The organism is Polaromonas vacuolata, assembly GCF_012584515.1.
Lineage (GTDB): Bacteria > Pseudomonadota > Gammaproteobacteria > Burkholderiales > Burkholderiaceae_C > Polaromonas > Polaromonas vacuolata.
In genome coordinates, this window is record NZ_CP051461.1 from 1,773,608 (window position 1) to 1,789,385 (window position 15,778).

The following is a 15,778-nucleotide window of genomic DNA, read 5'->3' on the forward strand; positions in this document are numbered from 1 at the left end:
TTCTGGCAATCGGTGCGCTGCTTATGGGCTTATGGGCTTATGGGCTTATTTTTCTACTTCAGCCTCGGAGATACGCAGCAGTGATTCACGGCTTCGTACCACCAGGCCGCCCGGCTCTATGCGAATAGCGTTCTCGCGCTCCATGGACTTGAGTTCTTGGTTTACACGTTGCCGCGACGCACCCAGCAGCTGTGCCAGTTCTTCCTGCGCCAGTTGCAGACCAATTCGCACCTCGGTGCTGCACGACAAACTTGGCACGCCGTAGCTACGCGAGAGATGGAGTAATTGCTTGGCTAAGCGGGCACGCAGCGGCAAAGTATTCAGGTCTTCGACCAGCCCAAACAGCTGCCGTAGACGGCGCGCATGCAGCCTGAGTAGGGCTTCATAGAGCTCAACATGCAGGTTGAGTATTTTGCGTAAATCTATACGCGAGACGCAAACAATCGTGGTCTGCCCGTGTGAGTAAGAGTCATGGGTGCGGCGTTCACCGTCAAAAATTGACACGTCGCCCATCCATATTCCTGGCTCTACATAGGTCAGAGTGACTAACTTGCCGGTAATTGACGTTGAACTCACCCGAACCGCACCGCGTGCGCAGCAGATCCATTCTTCCGACGCGTCGCCGCGTGCAGAGATGAGTTCGCCGTCTTTGTAACGTTTGACGTAAGCGCATCGAAATATGTCATGCCTCAGAGACGGGGACAGTGAAGAGAACCAGCGACCTCCGTTGATTGCTGAGCGTTCTTCTATCGTAAGAATTGGATCGTCCATAGCCTGTCTTTTGTGTGACTAACAAGTCAAACATTGTCACCTAAGCGACGAGTTAGCTTTTGTAACACTGTCGCTTGGGCGTCGTTTCACACTTTTTAGGCGGGACGGTAGCTGGGTTTGCGTTTTTCCAAAAATGCGCTGATGCCTTCTGCGCCGTTGACATGGTGCAAGTTGCGCACGAAGTGCTGGCGCTCACTGGTCAATTGTTGATCAAGGCTGTTGTTGGCTGATTCATTAATCAATTCTTTGATGCTCTCCAAAGCGTTGGGTGCGCGAGCATTCAGGCCTTGGGCCATCTCAATGGCCGCAGCCAGTGCACTACCCGCAGGCACTAGCCGATTGATAACGCCTAGCGCAAACAGGCGCTCTGCTGGCACACGATCACCGCACATCAACAGTTCGGTGACCAACTGGCGCGGTAAGGCGCGGCTTAGGTGCCAGCTTGCGCCGCCATCAGGAGACAGTGCGATGTTGCTATATGCCATTACGAAAACGGCATTGTTGGCAGAAACAATCATGTCGCAGGCCAGCGCCAGCGAAAAACCAGCACCGGCAGCAGCACCTTCAACGGCGGCAATAATCGGTTTCGGAAAGGCGCGCAGTGAGTCAATCCAGTTGTGTAACTCGTCAATACTTTGGGCTTGAACCGCATGCTCTTGACTGCGGTTAGCTTGTAGTCTTTGCAAATTGCCACCAGCACAAAACATGCTGCCTTCACCGGTCAGAATAACGCTGCGTATTTCTGGATTATTTTCGGCCGCATTGAGCGCTTCGACACCGGCGCTGTAGATGTCTGGGCTGAGCGCATTCCTAAATTCAGGGTTGCTCAATGTCAGCACCATTGAGCTGCCTTCAGTAGTACTTTTAAGAGTGCCGGCCATTAAGGGGTGCTCCGTGTTTGACAGTCTGGACTGAAGTGGCTACTAAGTTTTTGCATATCAGCTCTCAACATGCGTCAGGCTTAGGCCGATAGCACCACGGCGGCGCAGCCACGGCGAGGGACGATAGCGCTGATCACCATAGACGGTCTGCATATTAAACAGCACTTCTAAAATATTGGTGGGTCCGTAACGGTCACCCATGGCCAGCGGGCCGGCTGGATAGCCCAAGCCTAGCGTGACTGCAAGCTCTAAATCTTTGGGGCTGCAAATGCCTTGCTGGCATATATCGCTGGCGATATTAATGATGGTGGCCACTACGCGTTGACTCACAAAGCCACCGCTGTCGCGTATCACGCTGACGGCTTTGCCATCGCGTGCAAACAATGCGTGCGCAGCATCGCGCATGTCTATGCGGGTCGCAGGATTGGTAGCGAGTACACGGCGCTTGGTTGTGGCATCGTCCATCAGCATGTCAATACCTATGGTGCGCGCCGGGTCTAGCCGTTCGACCACCGCTACCGTGGTGATGTCAAAGCCTAGTGGTGCGACCAGCATCAGGGCTTGAGGAGAGGCTGAGGCGCCGGTCTCTATAACTGCGCCGAGATTTTTTAATAATTGCAACAACTCTGAGCGACGTGACGCCCGCGGCGAGACCCATACTGGCGGCATAACCAATACTTCAGGCACCGCAGCTTCAGTCGGCACTTGCATAACACCGTCCACATAAGCGTAAAAACCAGCACCGCTTTTTTTACCCAGCAATCCGCCGGCCAAGCGCTGTGCGGTGATGACGCTAGGGCGGTAGCGCGCTTCCTCGTAATATTGTTTGTAAATCGCTTCCATAACCGGATGCGAGACGTCTAGTGCGGTCAGATCCATTAGCTCGAAGGGGCCGAGTTTAAAACCTAGTTGGTCGCGCAAAATGCGGTCTATGGTGGCGAAGTCTGCAATGCCTTCGCTGATGATTCGTAGCGCTTCTGTGCCGTAGCCTCGTCCGGCATGGTTGACGATAAAGCCCGGTGTGTCCTGTGCTAATACGGCCGTGTGTCCGATTTGACGCGCGTAGTCTGAAAGTTTGTGGCAAACATCAGCGTCTGTGCGAATGCCGGCAATGACTTCTACCACTTTCATCAACGGGACTGGGTTAAAAAAGTGAAAACCGGCAAAGCGTTCTGGACACTTCAATACAGAAGCAATAGCGGTGATCGAGAGAGAAGATGTATTGCTAGCAAAAACGGTTTCTTCAGATACCAGTGCCTCGAGCTCAGTGAACAGTGACTGTTTGACATCTAGACGTTCGACCACAGCCTCAATAATTAGGTCACAGTCAGACAGGTCGAACAGGTTTTCCACACACACTACCCGCTCTTTATTGGCCTGAGCTGTCTCTAACGTTATTCTGTCTTTCGCCAGCAATTTGTCCCACTGATCGGCGAGTGCCGCTTTGGCCTTGGTGCTGGCTTGGGGCTGCATGTCAAAGAGTTTGACAATGCTGCCACTTTGAGCAGCTATTTGCGCAATTCCGCGCCCCATGGCGCCAGCGCCAACGATTCCTGTAGTTTTAAAAATTGGTTTCATGAAATGTATTATTGCGTAGCATTCGATGCGCGGTGTCAGAGAAAAGTGATTTAAGCAACTACGGGCAAAAAGCACACTATTTCCATGCACTTGCAGCGCAAAATTCTGCGCGTAGTAATTTCAAGTAAGGCTATTCGCCAGAGATATTACAGATGCATTTGTTTTGATTTTCGAGGCCGTATTTGACCTAATCGGGCGAAGTGTGTCGGTCTCAAACGATTCGCTAAATTGCAGCACTAATAAGTCTCAAAAGCCCTTGATAGCTATTGATAGCGGTAAATAGCGTTTACAGCCACCAAAATGGCTAACTCATAAAAATGTTGTCTGATTTTTTGGTGTCTGTCGCAAACGCTTAAGGATGACACATCAAAAACGCTAGTTTTGTGAGTACTTGAATGCTGCGCTTAGGATCACATAAGGCTTAGTTTGGCGCGTATCTGCGCTTGCGAAAAATGAATTTTGAATCTAATGTCAACTCAACTTAAGCGCTGGACTTGCAGGGCACTGGGGTTAACGATGTTGGTCGGCTTGCCATTGATGAAATTAAGCACATTATCAAATGCAGAGCTAAAGTACATTTCGTAGCTGTCTTGCTCCACGTAGCCTATGTGAGGCGTGCAAATGCAATTTTCTAGCCTCAGTAATGCGTGGCCTTGCATGATGGGTTCGGTCTCAAATACGTCGACAGCAGCAAGACCTGGACGTCCTCGATTGAGTGCGGAAATCAAACTCTCGGCTTCTATGAGCTCAGCACGTGAGGTGTTCACTAGCAAAGCAGTTGATTTCATCAGCGAGAGGTCTTCTAGTTTGATGATGGCGCGGGTTTCATTGCTCAGACGCAGATGTAGGCTTAGCACATCACATTGCTCAAAAAATTCAGCTTTTGTTGCAGCAACTTCAAAGCCGTCGTCCTGAGCGCGCGCGCGCGTGGATTCACTGCCCCAGACAACAACGCGCATCCCAAATGCACGGCCATACCCAGCTACGAGTTGGCCGATTTTGCCGTAACTCCAAATCCCCAGTGTTTTGCCCTTAAGGGTTGAACCTATGCCGAAATTAGTTGGCATTGACGCAGCCTTAAGTCCCGCTTGCTGCCAAGCACCATGTTTGAGGTTTGAAATGTAATGCGGCAGGCGGCGCATCGCAGCCATGATCAATGCCCAGGTTAGTTCTGCGGCTGCTGTAGGTGAGCCTGTGCCTTCAGACACGGCTATGCCACGTTCTGTGCAGGCTGCAATATCAACGTGACTGCCCAGTTTGCCGGTCTGAGCAATCATTTTAAGTTTCGGTAACTTTTCGATTAGCTGTCGATTGAGTTGAGTGCGTTCCCGAATCAACACTATGACATCAGCATCCTTGAGCCTGACCGACAATTGACCAATGCCTTTGATGGTGTTGGTGTAGACCTTGGCAGGGAAAGCATCGAGTTTTGCGGCGCAGTCTAATTTACGAACTGCATCTTGATAATCGTCCAGTATCACTATATTCATCACTATATTGTGCCTGCAACTCTTTGATCCTTTGTTTCACACAAGTGCCATAACGTAATTAATTGACCAAGAGTTTTTGTCTATGACCTGCACTGCGTTTCTCCATTCGATCTAGTTCGGCGCAGACATCTGCCATTCTTCCAGATATCAGCATGCGTCCTGCGCATGAGGCGCTATCGCCGGGTTCAAGCAAGCGGACTATTTTCAGTCGGCTTTGCTTAGTTGTGTTGCCGCAAACAATGCTTTGCCCGCTTGCTACCGGCTCAAAAGTTATTGGTGCATGATAAGCTGGCTTGATCTCTTTTGAAGATTCCCGCAAAAGTTGACTGTTGGAGCTCGCCACCAATGATTTGGTGTGTTTATGAATTTCCAACGATTCGAGGTTGGCTGAGCTGGACGCAGCTATCAAAGATGATAGTTGCGGCATAAAGGCAAGACGAAATGAAAAACTGAGAATTCCCATGATGAACTTCCTTATCAAGAGGTTTACATAGGTAGGATTTTTAAAGACGCCAAGGCCACTGCTGCAGGGTGTTGATCATTGACTGACCAAACGCCCACCACCTGTTGCAGTACCATTTTTTACATGAAAACGCTGCTGCGTATTAGTCCAACTGCCAAGCCTTCGATTTCGAAAGACTCGCCTGGCTGCACAACTATGATTTGAAAATCGGGATTTTCTGGCAGCAGCTCAATCATTCCTTTGGTACGGCGAAAGCGTTTGACTGTGACTTCATCGCCAATACGGGCCACGACAATTTGACCGTTAACCGCTTCTTTAGCCTGTTTGACCGCCAGTAAATCACCATCCAAGATGCCGACGTCTCGCATACTCATGCCGCGCACTTTAAGGAGGTAGTCGGGTTGTTTGGCGAACAGACTGCTTTCAAGGTGATAGGTCTGTTCAATATGCTCTTGTGCCAGTATGGGGCTGCCAGCAGCCACACGACCTATTAGCGGCAACACCATCTGGGCCAAGCTTTGCAGTGGGAGAGTAAATTGCTGCATGCGCGACTCATTGACTGAGCGCAGGGTGTCTCCGCGCAAGCGGATGCCACGAGATGTACCACTGATCAGATCTATGACCCCTTTGCGGGCCAAGGCTTGAAGATGTTCTTCGGCGGCGTTAGCGGATTTAAATCCGAGCGTAACGGCGATTTCTGCTCGCGTGGGAGGCGCGCCTGTGTTGGCGATAGCGGCTTTAATCAGTTCGAGAATTTGCTGCTGACGCGCTGTGAGCTTTGGGCTGACCGTGACCGAGTTTGTGCTCATGTTGCTGAGCTTGTTGAAAGTATTCATGGTGCTAACTCCTAGGCGATATTGGCGTTGTGGGCAGTAAATACGGTCTTACGAATGTCATGTCTCTGGCAAAAAGCTGCGGGCAAAAGGATTAAAAATGCTGGCAGTAACAATGATTGAACTATTGCGATTAGTTACTTGGCACTAAAGTGCTTGGATTGCCAATTCGCACACAATTGAAAAATCAAATTTGTGTTCATCCAGTCAGTTGTTATTCTTCCATTCGCTTACAGGACTGTTTTAATAAACAGTAGCTGTATTTTTATCCAGTTCTTTTTTAAAAGCAAGTTAATTCACCATGCAGACAAAGAAAATCGTCATCTTGGGCACCGGCGGCACTATCGCGGGCACGGCGGCTAGTAGTTCGGACAACATTGGCTACACAGCAGCAGAACTCGGTGTAGATCAATTGGTGCAAGCGATTCCAAGTTTGAGCAGCCTTGCCAACATACACACAGAACAGGTCGCCCAACTCGACAGCAAGGACATGAGTTTTACGGTTTGGGCCAAGCTGGCGGATCGGATTCAGCACTACTTGGATGATTCGACTGTTGACGGTATTGTTATCACCCACGGAACCGATACGCTTGAGGAGACCGCTTACTTTCTTCAAGTTCTCCTCAATCCAGGTAAGCCGGTAGTTATGACATGCGCCATGCGTCCGGCTAGCTCTTTAGCGCCTGATGGACCGCAAAATGTGCTCGACGCTGCGTCAGTTGCACTGCACACGGGTGCGTTTGGCGTCATGGTGGTTTGTTCCGGTGTGGTCCACAGTGCATTAGAGGTGCAAAAAGTACATACCTACCAGCTCGACGCCTTTAGTTCTGGCGATGCTGGGCCGCTGGGCTATGTAGAGGAGGGCGCTGTGCGGCAGCTGCGCGCTTGGCCTTTAAGCCAGCGTAGTAACAGCACCGCGTTGAGAGAAAATATCAGCGCAGCAGCTTTAACTAGCGTCTGGCCCAGAATTGAAATTTTGATGAATTACACCGGTGCCGATGGTCTATTGGTGCAGGCTTTGTGTCAGCTTGGTGTGGCTGGACTGGTGATTGCTGGCACTGGTAATGGAACCATACACCATGCGTTGGAAGCGGCTTTGCTGAATGCCCGGGATCAGGGCGTATTGATCATGCGAGCAACGCGCTGTGTGAATGGTCGGGTTCTGGCGAGAGCCGATGATGCGCTGGAAGACTCGCACGGCCTGAGTCCAGTAAAAGCCAGGATAGAACTCTGGTTACGCCTGCTGAGCTAAAACGCAACAGACAGCGATTTTGCGGCGAACATAAAAAAACCGCCACGGTGTTGCGACCGCGGCGGTTTTTATTGCGCTATTTGCTGCTAAAGCTAATTTTTAGGCTTTAGCTTCAAGCGCCATGAATGCCCTGCTGGTGATGTCTTCGACACTGCCCATACCGCTGATGACGCGGTAAGCCGGCGCATCAGTTGAGGATTGCTCGGCCCATTTTGCGTAATAGTCGACCAGTGGTCGAGTCTGTGCGTCATACACCTCAAGCCGGGTGCGCACGGTTTCTTCTTTGTCGTCGGCGCGCTGTATCAGTGGCTCACCAGTGACATCGTCCAGTCCTTCAACTTTTGGCGCGTTGTACTTGAGGTGGTAGGTTCTACCTGACGCGGCGTGTGAACGGCGACCACTCATGCGTTCGATGATGGCCTCAAAAGGGACATCGATTTCCAAAACGTAATCGATCTTGACGCCTGCCGCTTTCATTGCATCGGCTTGGGGAATAGTGCGTGGGAAACCATCAAATAAAAATCCCTGTTCGCAGTCGAGATGAGTGATGCGATCTTTCACAAGATTAATGATCAATTCATCACTGACCAAACCGCCGGCATCCATGATTTTTTTTGCTTCTAAGCCCAGCGGTGTTCCAGCTTTAACCGCCGCACGCAACATATCACCAGTGGATATTTGGGGAATCTTGTATTTATGGCAAATAAAAGTCGCTTGCGTACCTTTGCCTGCACCGGGTGCACCTAACAAAATCAGTCTCATTAATATCCTCGAATTTTTGTTATTTCAGTTATTTATCGCCCGGCTCTCCAATTGGCGGCCGGTTAGTTCGGTGTTGCTTTACAGCGCCGCTATGCATGCTTTTGACTGATACGGCAGGTCCGTTCGAGCATTTGTCCGACCCAGAGGATAGCATGCAGGCCCTTGCGTCAACTTACATAGCGTTTCGGGGGTGTCGCTACTGCTTTTTCAGTGCGTTTTGATGACTCGACAATCAGGAGAAATATTGCCGCGCCAGCGCTAAATCTTCGGGCGTATCCACACCCGGACCCGGATTTCCCTGACTGATGTGCACGGCAATTCGATAGCCATGCCACAAGGCGCGCAATTGCTCAAGCGCTTCCAGTTGTTCAAGAGGGGCTTGGTCAAGCTTGGGAAACAGCCTGAGGAAACCGACGCGGTAAGCATATAAGCCCACATGCCGCAACGGTCTTGGCAAAGTGCTGTCAGTCCACCACGGTTGAGCGCCAAAATCCCGCGCGGCAGGAATCGGCGAGCGGCTGAAATAAAGTGCCGTTTGCCGCGCATCTAAAACGGTTTTGACAATATTGGGATTGAGTAAATCTTCGTATTTATCAATCGGATAGGCGGCCGTGCTCATGTCGCAATCAGGCCGATTGGCCAGCAAGCTGGCGACCGAATTAATTAGGTCAGGGTCAATCAAAGGCTCATCGCCTTGAACGTTGAGGACGACTTCGTTGTCCTTTAAGCCTAGCAATATGCAAGCTTCAGCCAGACGGTCGCTGCCGCTGGGGTGATTGCTTTGTGTCAAAACACTGCGTACGGAGAACTCAGTGCAGCGCTCTATTACCTCGCGACTGTCGGTCGCTACAACAACCGCGCTGGCTTGGCTTTTAAGGGCTTGCTGTGCGACACGCACAACCATTGGTATGCCGCCTAAATCAGCCAGCGGTTTGTTGGGCAATCGGGTGGAAGCGAGACGGGCGGGAATGAGGACGGTAAAAGACATGCAGGACTAGGGTTTAAATACCCAGCTCTTTGTCGCTCATGGTGCGAGCTTCGCTTTCCAGCATTACCGGCAAACCATCTCGTACCGGGTAGGCTAGGCGCGCACTATGTGAGGTCAGTTCCTGCTTTTCGCGGTCATATTCCAATGGGCCCTTGGTGACCGGGCAAACCAATAATTCGAGAAGTTTTATATCCATAGCTTGATGTTAATTGAGAAAGTGTGAATGCTTAACGCCCTAGCTGTTTGTCCAGTAAGGCGTCAAAGGCTTGCATGAAAGCCGGCTCGGGTTCAAACACCAGCGCCACCGATAACAGGCGAAAATTAGCTGATTGCGGCAATTCAAAAAGTTTAATGGCGTCTTTTTCAGTGCAAAGCACCGTGCTGCCTGCCGCTATAAACGGCAGTCCAGCAGAAAAATCGTGGTGATCATCCAGTGGAATGCGGTGTTCTAGCTTGAGACCGGTTTGCTCTAACATTTCAAAAAAAGCACTCGGATTAGCAATTCCAGCCAGTGCAACCAATCGCTCGCCCCTTAGGCTTTGCAGCGTGACACAGCTACCGTCCTGCGCAACAGCTTGGTCTGCCAGTTGGCGAGTCGATCTGTAGCCCGCAAAAGCGGGATGACGACCGGTGTGCAGCACTAGGTTAGCTTGGCGCGGCCAATGCTCGCGTAGCGGACCGGCGGGTATTAGCCAGCCGTTGCCAAGACCGCCGTCGTCGAACACAACAATTTCTATATCGCGCTGGAGTGCATAGTGTTGCAGGCCGTCATCGCAAATTATTAACTCGGTGCGTGGATAAGCTGCAAGCAATGCACGGGCTGCTGCTAAGCGGTTTTGTGCAACAAAAACCGGTACATCTCGGTTTTTTTTAATCAACGCCGGTTCGTCGCCAGCTTGTGCTGCTGGGGTGTCTGCAAACACCTCACGGCAATCTTTATCTGATCGGCCATAGCCGCGACTTATGACACCAACGCGAATGCCGCGCGAATTAAAATGTGTCAGCAAAGCCATGACTAAAGGCGTTTTCCCGGCACCACCAGCAACAACATTACCGATGACCAAGGTAGCGACGCCAGCGTGGTCAGAGTGCAGCCAACCTAAGCGGTAAAGTAGTGTTCTAAGACTAATCAAAACAGCATAAATTAACGACAACGGCCACAGCATATAAGCCACTGCACTTTTAGAACGCCAAGCATCTTGCAAACTAGCTTTCATGCCTTAATGCCAGTTACTTAAGGATTTGAGTCGCAAAAGTAATTTGCGTTAAATTAATTCTTCGCGCCGCTTCCATGACGGTTATGACGGATTGGTGAGTTGCACTCGCATCGGCACTGATGATGACAACACTGTCCTTCCCAGCTTTGGCTGAGTCCCGCATGGCTAGCACCAAAGCGTCTAAGCTGCGCCCCTCAACGGCAGTCTTGTTGACCATGTACTGGCCATCGCTGCTGACCGAGACAATAACCTCTTTAGGATAGTCTCGTTGCTGCTCGGCATCGGCCGCTGGTAGCTTGATCTGCAACTCGCTGAACTTGCTGTAAGTCGTCGATAGCATGAGGAAAATGACCACGACGAGCAGCACATCAATAAACGCTATGAGATTGATTTCAGGCTCATCGCGAGCGGATCTGCGGAAATTCATGCTGATTTTGTCAATGTAATCAGATGACGTACAAAGCGTTCTGAAGCCAATTCTAGAGTCAGCAAAAAGCCGTCAACCCGGGCTTTAAAGTAGCGCCAAAAAATCAAAGCCGGTAAGGCCACCATTAAGCCAAAAGCGGTGTTGTAAAGTGCAATTGATATGCCGTGTGCGAGTTGCGCCGGATTCCCCATGCCGCCGCTTGATCCCGACTGTGCGCCAAAAATTTCTATCATGCCGATCACGGTACCCAACAAACCTAGCAAGGGCGCTGCCGAAGCGATAGTTGCTAACGTTGCTAAATAGCGTTCTAGCTTGTGAGCCGCTTGCCGGCCCGCGCCCTCTATTGACGAGCGCAAGTCGTCTTCGCTAATGCGCGGATTGTTGCTGATTGCGTGAAAGCCACTGGCAAGAATCTCACCTAACAGTGAGTTTTGCTCTAGCTGAATGACAACATTGGGCGAAGGTATTGAGTTTCTTGAAACCGCTATGGCTTCTTCCAATAGTTTTGCAGGTGCTATTTTTCTCGTTTTGAGGCTGCTAAAACGTTCAATAACCAGTGCTAGGGCTAGGATTGAGCAGGCAAGCAAGGGCCAAATTGGCCATCCTGCGGCTTGTATGATGGAAAACACTGCATCTCCTAGCGTATAAATTGTGTTGAATTATGACTGAGGTGCAACTCCTTATCGGGTCAAATATCAGTCAGGGCCTTTTGATCGCTTGAACAGTTGCTTGGTTTAAATAATGCTTGGACCACGCGCACCAGCGGCATGACCAATCGCTATTGCTTGCCAAACGCCGTTACCAGTGTGAATCAGAAGTCTGCTTTTTTAAAGCAGTTACGAGTTACGACTTAAAAATCAAGCGCCCATGAAATGCATCTTGGCTACCAAGCGATTGATGAGTAACGCCGAGTTGTATCGACGGCCTGATAAAAAGATTGGACGCAGTGATTGAAAATTTAGCAGCAAGGACTGCCATACACGTTTCAAACGATAGATTTTGCTGAGCTGCATTGCGGACGTTTAAAACCTTGGCCCGGTTCAACCCTGCTGTGCATGCTACCCTTAGATTCAAGTGGTCGATTAAAGCTGTAACAGCACAAAAGCATTTAGTTTTTACAATAATATTTCACCACTACTTTGTGCAGTTGCTTTTTAACTAGCTTCACAATGAAATTTTTTTTAGTTCAAAAAAAGGAAAAATTATGGAACATCAACTACCCCCACTTCCCTACGCAATCGACGCATTAGCCCCGCAGTACAGCCAAGAAGCCTTTGAGTATCACTACGGTAAGCACCATAACGCCTATGTCGTGAACCTCAATAACTTGCAAAAAGGCACTGAGTTCGAAGCCATGTCGCTCGAAGAGATCGTTAAAAAATCCAGCGGTGGTGTCTACAACAACGCAGCCCAAGTGTGGAACCACACTTTCTTTTGGAATTGCATGAAGCCAAAGGGCGGCGGCGAGCCAACCGGTGCATTGGCAACCGCCATCAATGCGAAGTTTGGCTCATACGCTGCTTTCAAAGAAGCGTTCGTCAAATCCGCTGTTGGTAATTTCGGTTCCGGCTGGACCTGGCTGGTGAAAAAACCAGACGGCACAGTCGACATCGTCAATACCGGCCCAGCCGGCACGCCACTGACTAGCGCTGACAAGGCTTTGCTAACGGTTGACGTGTGGGAACACGCTTACTACATCGATTTTCGCAACATGCGTCCAAAATATGTTGAGACTTTCCTGGCTGACTTGGTCAACTGGAATTTCGCAGAAGCTAACTTTGCTTAATGCGTCCTAATGCAGCTTAATTGCTGAATTGAAAAAACCGGCTTTTGCCGGTTTTTTTTGTCGCTACAACTTAGCTTTTAGCGGCTAACTTGAAACGGTGGCCCTTGCAGCTTGGCGCCAGCCTTAATGCCTTTTTTGGCAAACCAGCCTAAGTTCATTTCTAGGACATAACGTACGGGTTTTTCTGAACAGTGCGAGTCTAGGGTTTGAGGCTTCATATCAACCACGTTAACTATAGTTCCGTCATCGGCTACAAATGCTGCGCTTAGTGGCAACACAGTGTTTTTCATCCAAAAGCACTGTTGATTGGGTTGATCAAACACAAAAATCATGCCTTCTTGCTGAGGCATATCTTTGCGAAACATCAGTCCTATTTCACGTTGCTGCGGCGTTGCTGCAATCTGTGCGTCAATTCTGTGAATACCCGCCGTTAATGCCACGCGCTCAAGCTTTGTTTGCGCCATATTGTCCTGGGCAGCGGCGGACAGAGGTGCGGCTATAGATAAAAGCGTAGCAATTAATGCTAAGCATGATGAGAAAAGAGGTGCTGGCTTGGAAATCATAGTGATGCAAGTTTGAATGGAAAACAAAGCATAAACCAATCGTGCTGATTATTTGGTATGTATACAAATCATTACCCTACTTTAGGACGGACGATCTAGGTATTTATGGACTGGTCTAAATTTTTTGGCGATAGTCAATTCTCAAGATACTGCTTGATATTGATGAAAAGGTGGCCCATGGCCTAGACGGCTGACAGGGCAAGACCACCTTCGCCGTCCGTACATCTAGCTTGTCTACTCTGCTTCGGTTTATTGCCTAGAAAGCTTGCTTAAGGCCTGTGCTTTTGAACATGCTTGACTAGAAAAAGCAGACAGTGAATTTTGAAAATATGGCTTTAACTTGGATGGAAATTAACTAAAAAGTTAGCTAAAGTCGTTTTTATTTGAAAGCAATATCCCTTGTTAGACGTGATGCACGTTGATTCGTTAAATTGATGTTATGCGTTCAAATAAAAGTAATACTGCCAAGCCTATTGAGCTAAAGCTTTCCGAAATCATTGCGGCTCTCAGTCAGGCTCTGGATATGACTGAGGGCCAACCCGAGGGGCATTGCGTGAGATGCTGCTGGATAGGCATGCACGTTGCTCGCGAAATCGGTATGTCTGAGGCTGAGCAATGGGAGCTTTATTACACGCTGCTTCTTAAAGACTTGGGTTGCAGCAGCAATGCCGCTCGAATTTGTGCGCTCTACCTGACCGATGACTTGGCTTTTAAGCGCGATTTCAAGTTTGTGGGGGACAGCTTTCCTCAAGTTGTGCGCTTTGTTTTAAAGCACACCGGCTTGCAAGCGGGTTTGTCTGAGCGTTTTCGCAGTGTGTTAAATATTTTTAAAAATGGTTCTGAATATTCTCAAGAATTGATACAAACGCGATGCCAAAGAGGCGCTGATATTGCGCGACTGCTGCGTTTTCCAGAGGCAGTCGCTAATGGAATTTATAGCCTAGACGAGCATTGGAATGGTCAAGGCAAACCGGATCAATTGGCTGGCCAAGCCATCCCGATTTATTCACGCATAGCACTACTGGCCCAAGTCGTGGATGTGTTTAATGTCTCCGGAGGACAAAGCGCTGCAATCGATGAAGTGCGCCGTCGCAGTGGTCAATGGTTTTCTCCAGAATTAGTCACTGCTATGGAAAACCTCACAACAAATACTTCTTTTTGGACCATGCTTAGCAGCACTGCGCTCAATGACGCTGTGGAAGCGCTGGAACCTGCCAGTTTTATTGTGCCTTTAGATGAAGATTATCTAGATGACATTGCCACAGCGTTTGGACAGGTGGTCGACTCCAAGAGTCCCTTTACCAGCGGGCACAGCTCAAGAGTTGCTTTGTACACAGACTTAATTTCTGAGGAACTTGGTTTGGATCCGGATCGCCGCCGCTGGCTAAAACGTGCAGCACTTTTGCATGATGTTGGCAAGCTAGGTGTTAGCAATAGTGTCTTAGATAAAGCCGGAAAACTTGATAAGGACGAATGGGCTGCAGTCAAAGAACATGCGGCGTTAACAGAGAAAATTCTTTCTAAAATTAAAGCCTTTGGTGAGTTGGCAAAGGTGGCCGGTGCACACCATGAACGGTTGGATGGTAATGGTTATCCAAATGGCTTGAGTGCAGTTGATATAAGTTTGGAGACACGCATCATCACGATTGCAGATATTTTTGATGCCATTACTGCTGACCGTCCCTATCGAGGTGCAATTCCGATTCCCGTCACCCTGACAATGATGGAAAAAACAGTCGGTACAGCGATAGATGCAGATTGTTTTGAGGCTTTGAAAAGAGCCATTACACGGATTGATTTGACCGGTGAATTTAAAACCTTGGCAGACGAAAATATTAAAAAAATATCGGAAACTGCGGCTTTAGAAAGCCTTAGTTCGGCGCCTTAAATATTCATTTCCTTAAAGACTTCTTTAGCGCCTCTAAAGCTGTCAATAGCTGCTGGCACGCCGCAATAAATGGCTGATTGCAGAAGTATCTCGCTGATTTCTTCCTTGCTCACACCGTTGTTAATAGCGCCGCGTACGTGGAGCTTTAACTCGTGTGGACGGTTCAATGCGGTGAGCATAGCAAGGTTGATGATGCTGCGCGTTTTCCGGTCTAGGCCGGGTCGGTTCCAGATTTCATTCCAGCAATATTCGGTGACCAATTCTTGCATTGGCATATTGAAAGCGTCTGCACTTTTGAGGGACGCGTCAACATAGTCAGCGCCCAACACGTCGCGTCGTGTTTGAAGGCCTTTTTCAAAGGATTCTTGGTTCATAGTTTGTTTCTTTCTTAAAGGTAACGATCAAGTTGATTGGGATTGATATTGAAAAAAAAGTAGAGCTTGAGCTTTTCTATTTTTCTACTTTGCCAAAATTCAAAGGCGCGACATTGGTAACTTCGGCCTTAACTGCCAAGTGACTGTAGATCAGACAGCATGGGCGCTTGTTGCAATGTTTTTTCGATCACTTCAAATAGCGCTTGCAGGGTTTCTACACGGTTATCACGATCAAAGCGAGGGCCTGTTAACCAGTCTTCCAGAAAGGCCAAAACTTGCCATTTATCGATAGCGCCGTCTACGTTCGCGCAAGCTATGCTGAGCCTGTAGGGCTTGATATTGACCGGTATGAACCAGCCTAAATCCTCGGCGATTGGGTAATTAGCTTGAATGCCTCGTTGCTTTAGTTCAGCGGCAAGCCATATTGCCAAAGCCTTACCAAAAACGTCTGGGCTTGTCATGTCATCTTCACCCGACTCGACTTTAAAAGCGGTGGATGTAAATT

At 49.2% G+C, this 15,778-nt stretch carries 18 protein-coding genes; 3 read left to right on the forward strand and 15 right to left on the reverse strand.

The features are described 5' to 3' along the window. Positions 1-45: 45 nt before the first annotated feature. The 6 genes from HC248_RS08130 to lexA form a co-directional block, all read right to left on the reverse strand. Positions 46-771, reverse strand: a complete 726-nt coding sequence (locus tag HC248_RS08130; protein WP_168922055.1) for a Crp/Fnr family transcriptional regulator — start codon at positions 769-771, stop codon at positions 46-48. Positions 772-866: 95 nt separating this feature from the next. Further along, positions 867-1,652, reverse strand: a complete 786-nt coding sequence (locus HC248_RS08135) for an oxepin-CoA hydrolase, alternative type (RefSeq protein ID WP_168922056.1) — start codon at positions 1,650-1,652, stop codon at positions 867-869. A gap of 57 nt (positions 1,653-1,709) precedes the next feature. Beyond that, positions 1,710-3,230, reverse strand: a complete 1,521-nt coding sequence (locus HC248_RS08140) for a 3-hydroxyacyl-CoA dehydrogenase (protein WP_168922057.1) — start codon at positions 3,228-3,230, stop codon at positions 1,710-1,712. A 476-nt stretch (positions 3,231-3,706) separates the two neighbouring features. Then, positions 3,707-4,720, reverse strand: coding sequence for a D-2-hydroxyacid dehydrogenase family protein (locus HC248_RS08145; protein WP_168922058.1), 1,014 nt, complete (start codon positions 4,718-4,720; stop codon positions 3,707-3,709). 58 nt (positions 4,721-4,778) lie between these two features. Continuing rightward, the gene (locus tag HC248_RS08150; protein ID WP_168922059.1) at positions 4,779-5,183 is read right to left on the reverse strand and encodes a hypothetical protein; all 405 of its coding nucleotides are present in this window, start codon (positions 5,181-5,183) and stop codon (positions 4,779-4,781) included. A gap of 119 nt (positions 5,184-5,302) precedes the next feature. After that, complete coding sequence (lexA, locus tag HC248_RS08155) at positions 5,303-6,019, reverse strand: transcriptional repressor LexA (protein ID WP_202882436.1); 717 nt, start codon at positions 6,017-6,019, stop codon at positions 5,303-5,305. 298 nt (positions 6,020-6,317) lie between these two features. Between lexA and HC248_RS08160 the strand changes: the two genes are divergently transcribed. After that, entirely contained in the window at positions 6,318-7,268 is a 951-nt protein-coding gene (locus HC248_RS08160) for an asparaginase (protein ID WP_168922060.1), read from the forward strand. A gap of 99 nt (positions 7,269-7,367) precedes the next feature. Here the strand turns inward: HC248_RS08160 and adk are convergent, their stop codons facing one another. The 6 genes from adk to HC248_RS08190 form a co-directional block, all read right to left on the reverse strand. After that, on the reverse strand, positions 7,368-8,030 hold the full coding sequence (adk, locus tag HC248_RS08165; protein ID WP_168922061.1) for an adenylate kinase: 663 nt from the start codon (positions 8,028-8,030) through the stop codon (positions 7,368-7,370). Positions 8,031-8,262: 232 nt separating this feature from the next. Continuing rightward, positions 8,263-9,018, reverse strand: coding sequence for a 3-deoxy-manno-octulosonate cytidylyltransferase (kdsB, locus tag HC248_RS08170; RefSeq protein WP_168922062.1), 756 nt, complete (start codon positions 9,016-9,018; stop codon positions 8,263-8,265). Between the two features lie 13 nt (positions 9,019-9,031). After that, positions 9,032-9,214 (reverse strand): Trm112 family protein, encoded by a 183-nt coding sequence (locus HC248_RS08175; RefSeq protein WP_168922063.1) that lies wholly within the window; start codon positions 9,212-9,214, stop codon positions 9,032-9,034. Between the two features lie 31 nt (positions 9,215-9,245). Further along, positions 9,246-10,235 (reverse strand): tetraacyldisaccharide 4'-kinase, encoded by a 990-nt coding sequence (lpxK, locus tag HC248_RS08180; RefSeq protein WP_168922064.1) that lies wholly within the window; start codon positions 10,233-10,235, stop codon positions 9,246-9,248. A gap of 13 nt (positions 10,236-10,248) precedes the next feature. Continuing rightward, the gene (locus tag HC248_RS08185) at positions 10,249-10,662 is read right to left on the reverse strand and encodes an ExbD/TolR family protein (RefSeq protein ID WP_168922065.1); all 414 of its coding nucleotides are present in this window, start codon (positions 10,660-10,662) and stop codon (positions 10,249-10,251) included. Further along, a complete protein-coding gene (locus HC248_RS08190; RefSeq protein WP_168922066.1) occupies positions 10,659-11,291 on the reverse strand; it encodes a MotA/TolQ/ExbB proton channel family protein in 633 nt (210 codons plus the stop codon). The genes HC248_RS08185 and HC248_RS08190 overlap by 4 nt, the downstream gene beginning before the upstream one ends. Before the next feature lie 575 nt (positions 11,292-11,866). On the opposite strand from HC248_RS08190, the gene HC248_RS08195 reads away from it, so the two are divergent. Continuing rightward, positions 11,867-12,448 carry a Fe-Mn family superoxide dismutase gene (locus tag HC248_RS08195; protein WP_168922067.1) on the forward strand — a complete coding sequence of 194 codons (582 nt, stop codon included), beginning with the start codon at positions 11,867-11,869 and terminating at the stop codon, positions 12,446-12,448. A 77-nt stretch (positions 12,449-12,525) separates the two neighbouring features. Here HC248_RS08195 and HC248_RS08200 read toward each other — a convergent pair whose 3' ends face one another. Then, on the reverse strand, positions 12,526-13,011 hold the full coding sequence (locus HC248_RS08200; RefSeq protein WP_168922068.1) for a DUF192 domain-containing protein: 486 nt from the start codon (positions 13,009-13,011) through the stop codon (positions 12,526-12,528). 439 nt (positions 13,012-13,450) lie between these two features. Between HC248_RS08200 and HC248_RS08205 the strand changes: the two genes are divergently transcribed. Next, positions 13,451-14,899: an HD-GYP domain-containing protein gene (locus HC248_RS08205; RefSeq protein WP_168922069.1), complete on the forward strand. Its 1,449-nt coding sequence runs from the start codon at positions 13,451-13,453 to the stop codon at positions 14,897-14,899. Here HC248_RS08205 and HC248_RS08210 read toward each other — a convergent pair. Together HC248_RS08210 and HC248_RS08215 are read right to left on the reverse strand one after the other, a co-directional pair. After that, on the reverse strand, positions 14,896-15,273 hold the full coding sequence (locus tag HC248_RS08210; RefSeq protein ID WP_168922070.1) for a carboxymuconolactone decarboxylase family protein: 378 nt from the start codon (positions 15,271-15,273) through the stop codon (positions 14,896-14,898). The genes HC248_RS08205 and HC248_RS08210 overlap by 4 nt on opposite strands. A gap of 128 nt (positions 15,274-15,401) precedes the next feature. Next, on the reverse strand, positions 15,402-15,734 hold the full coding sequence (locus HC248_RS08215; protein ID WP_168922071.1) for a hypothetical protein: 333 nt from the start codon (positions 15,732-15,734) through the stop codon (positions 15,402-15,404). Positions 15,735-15,778: the final 44 nt, after the last annotated feature.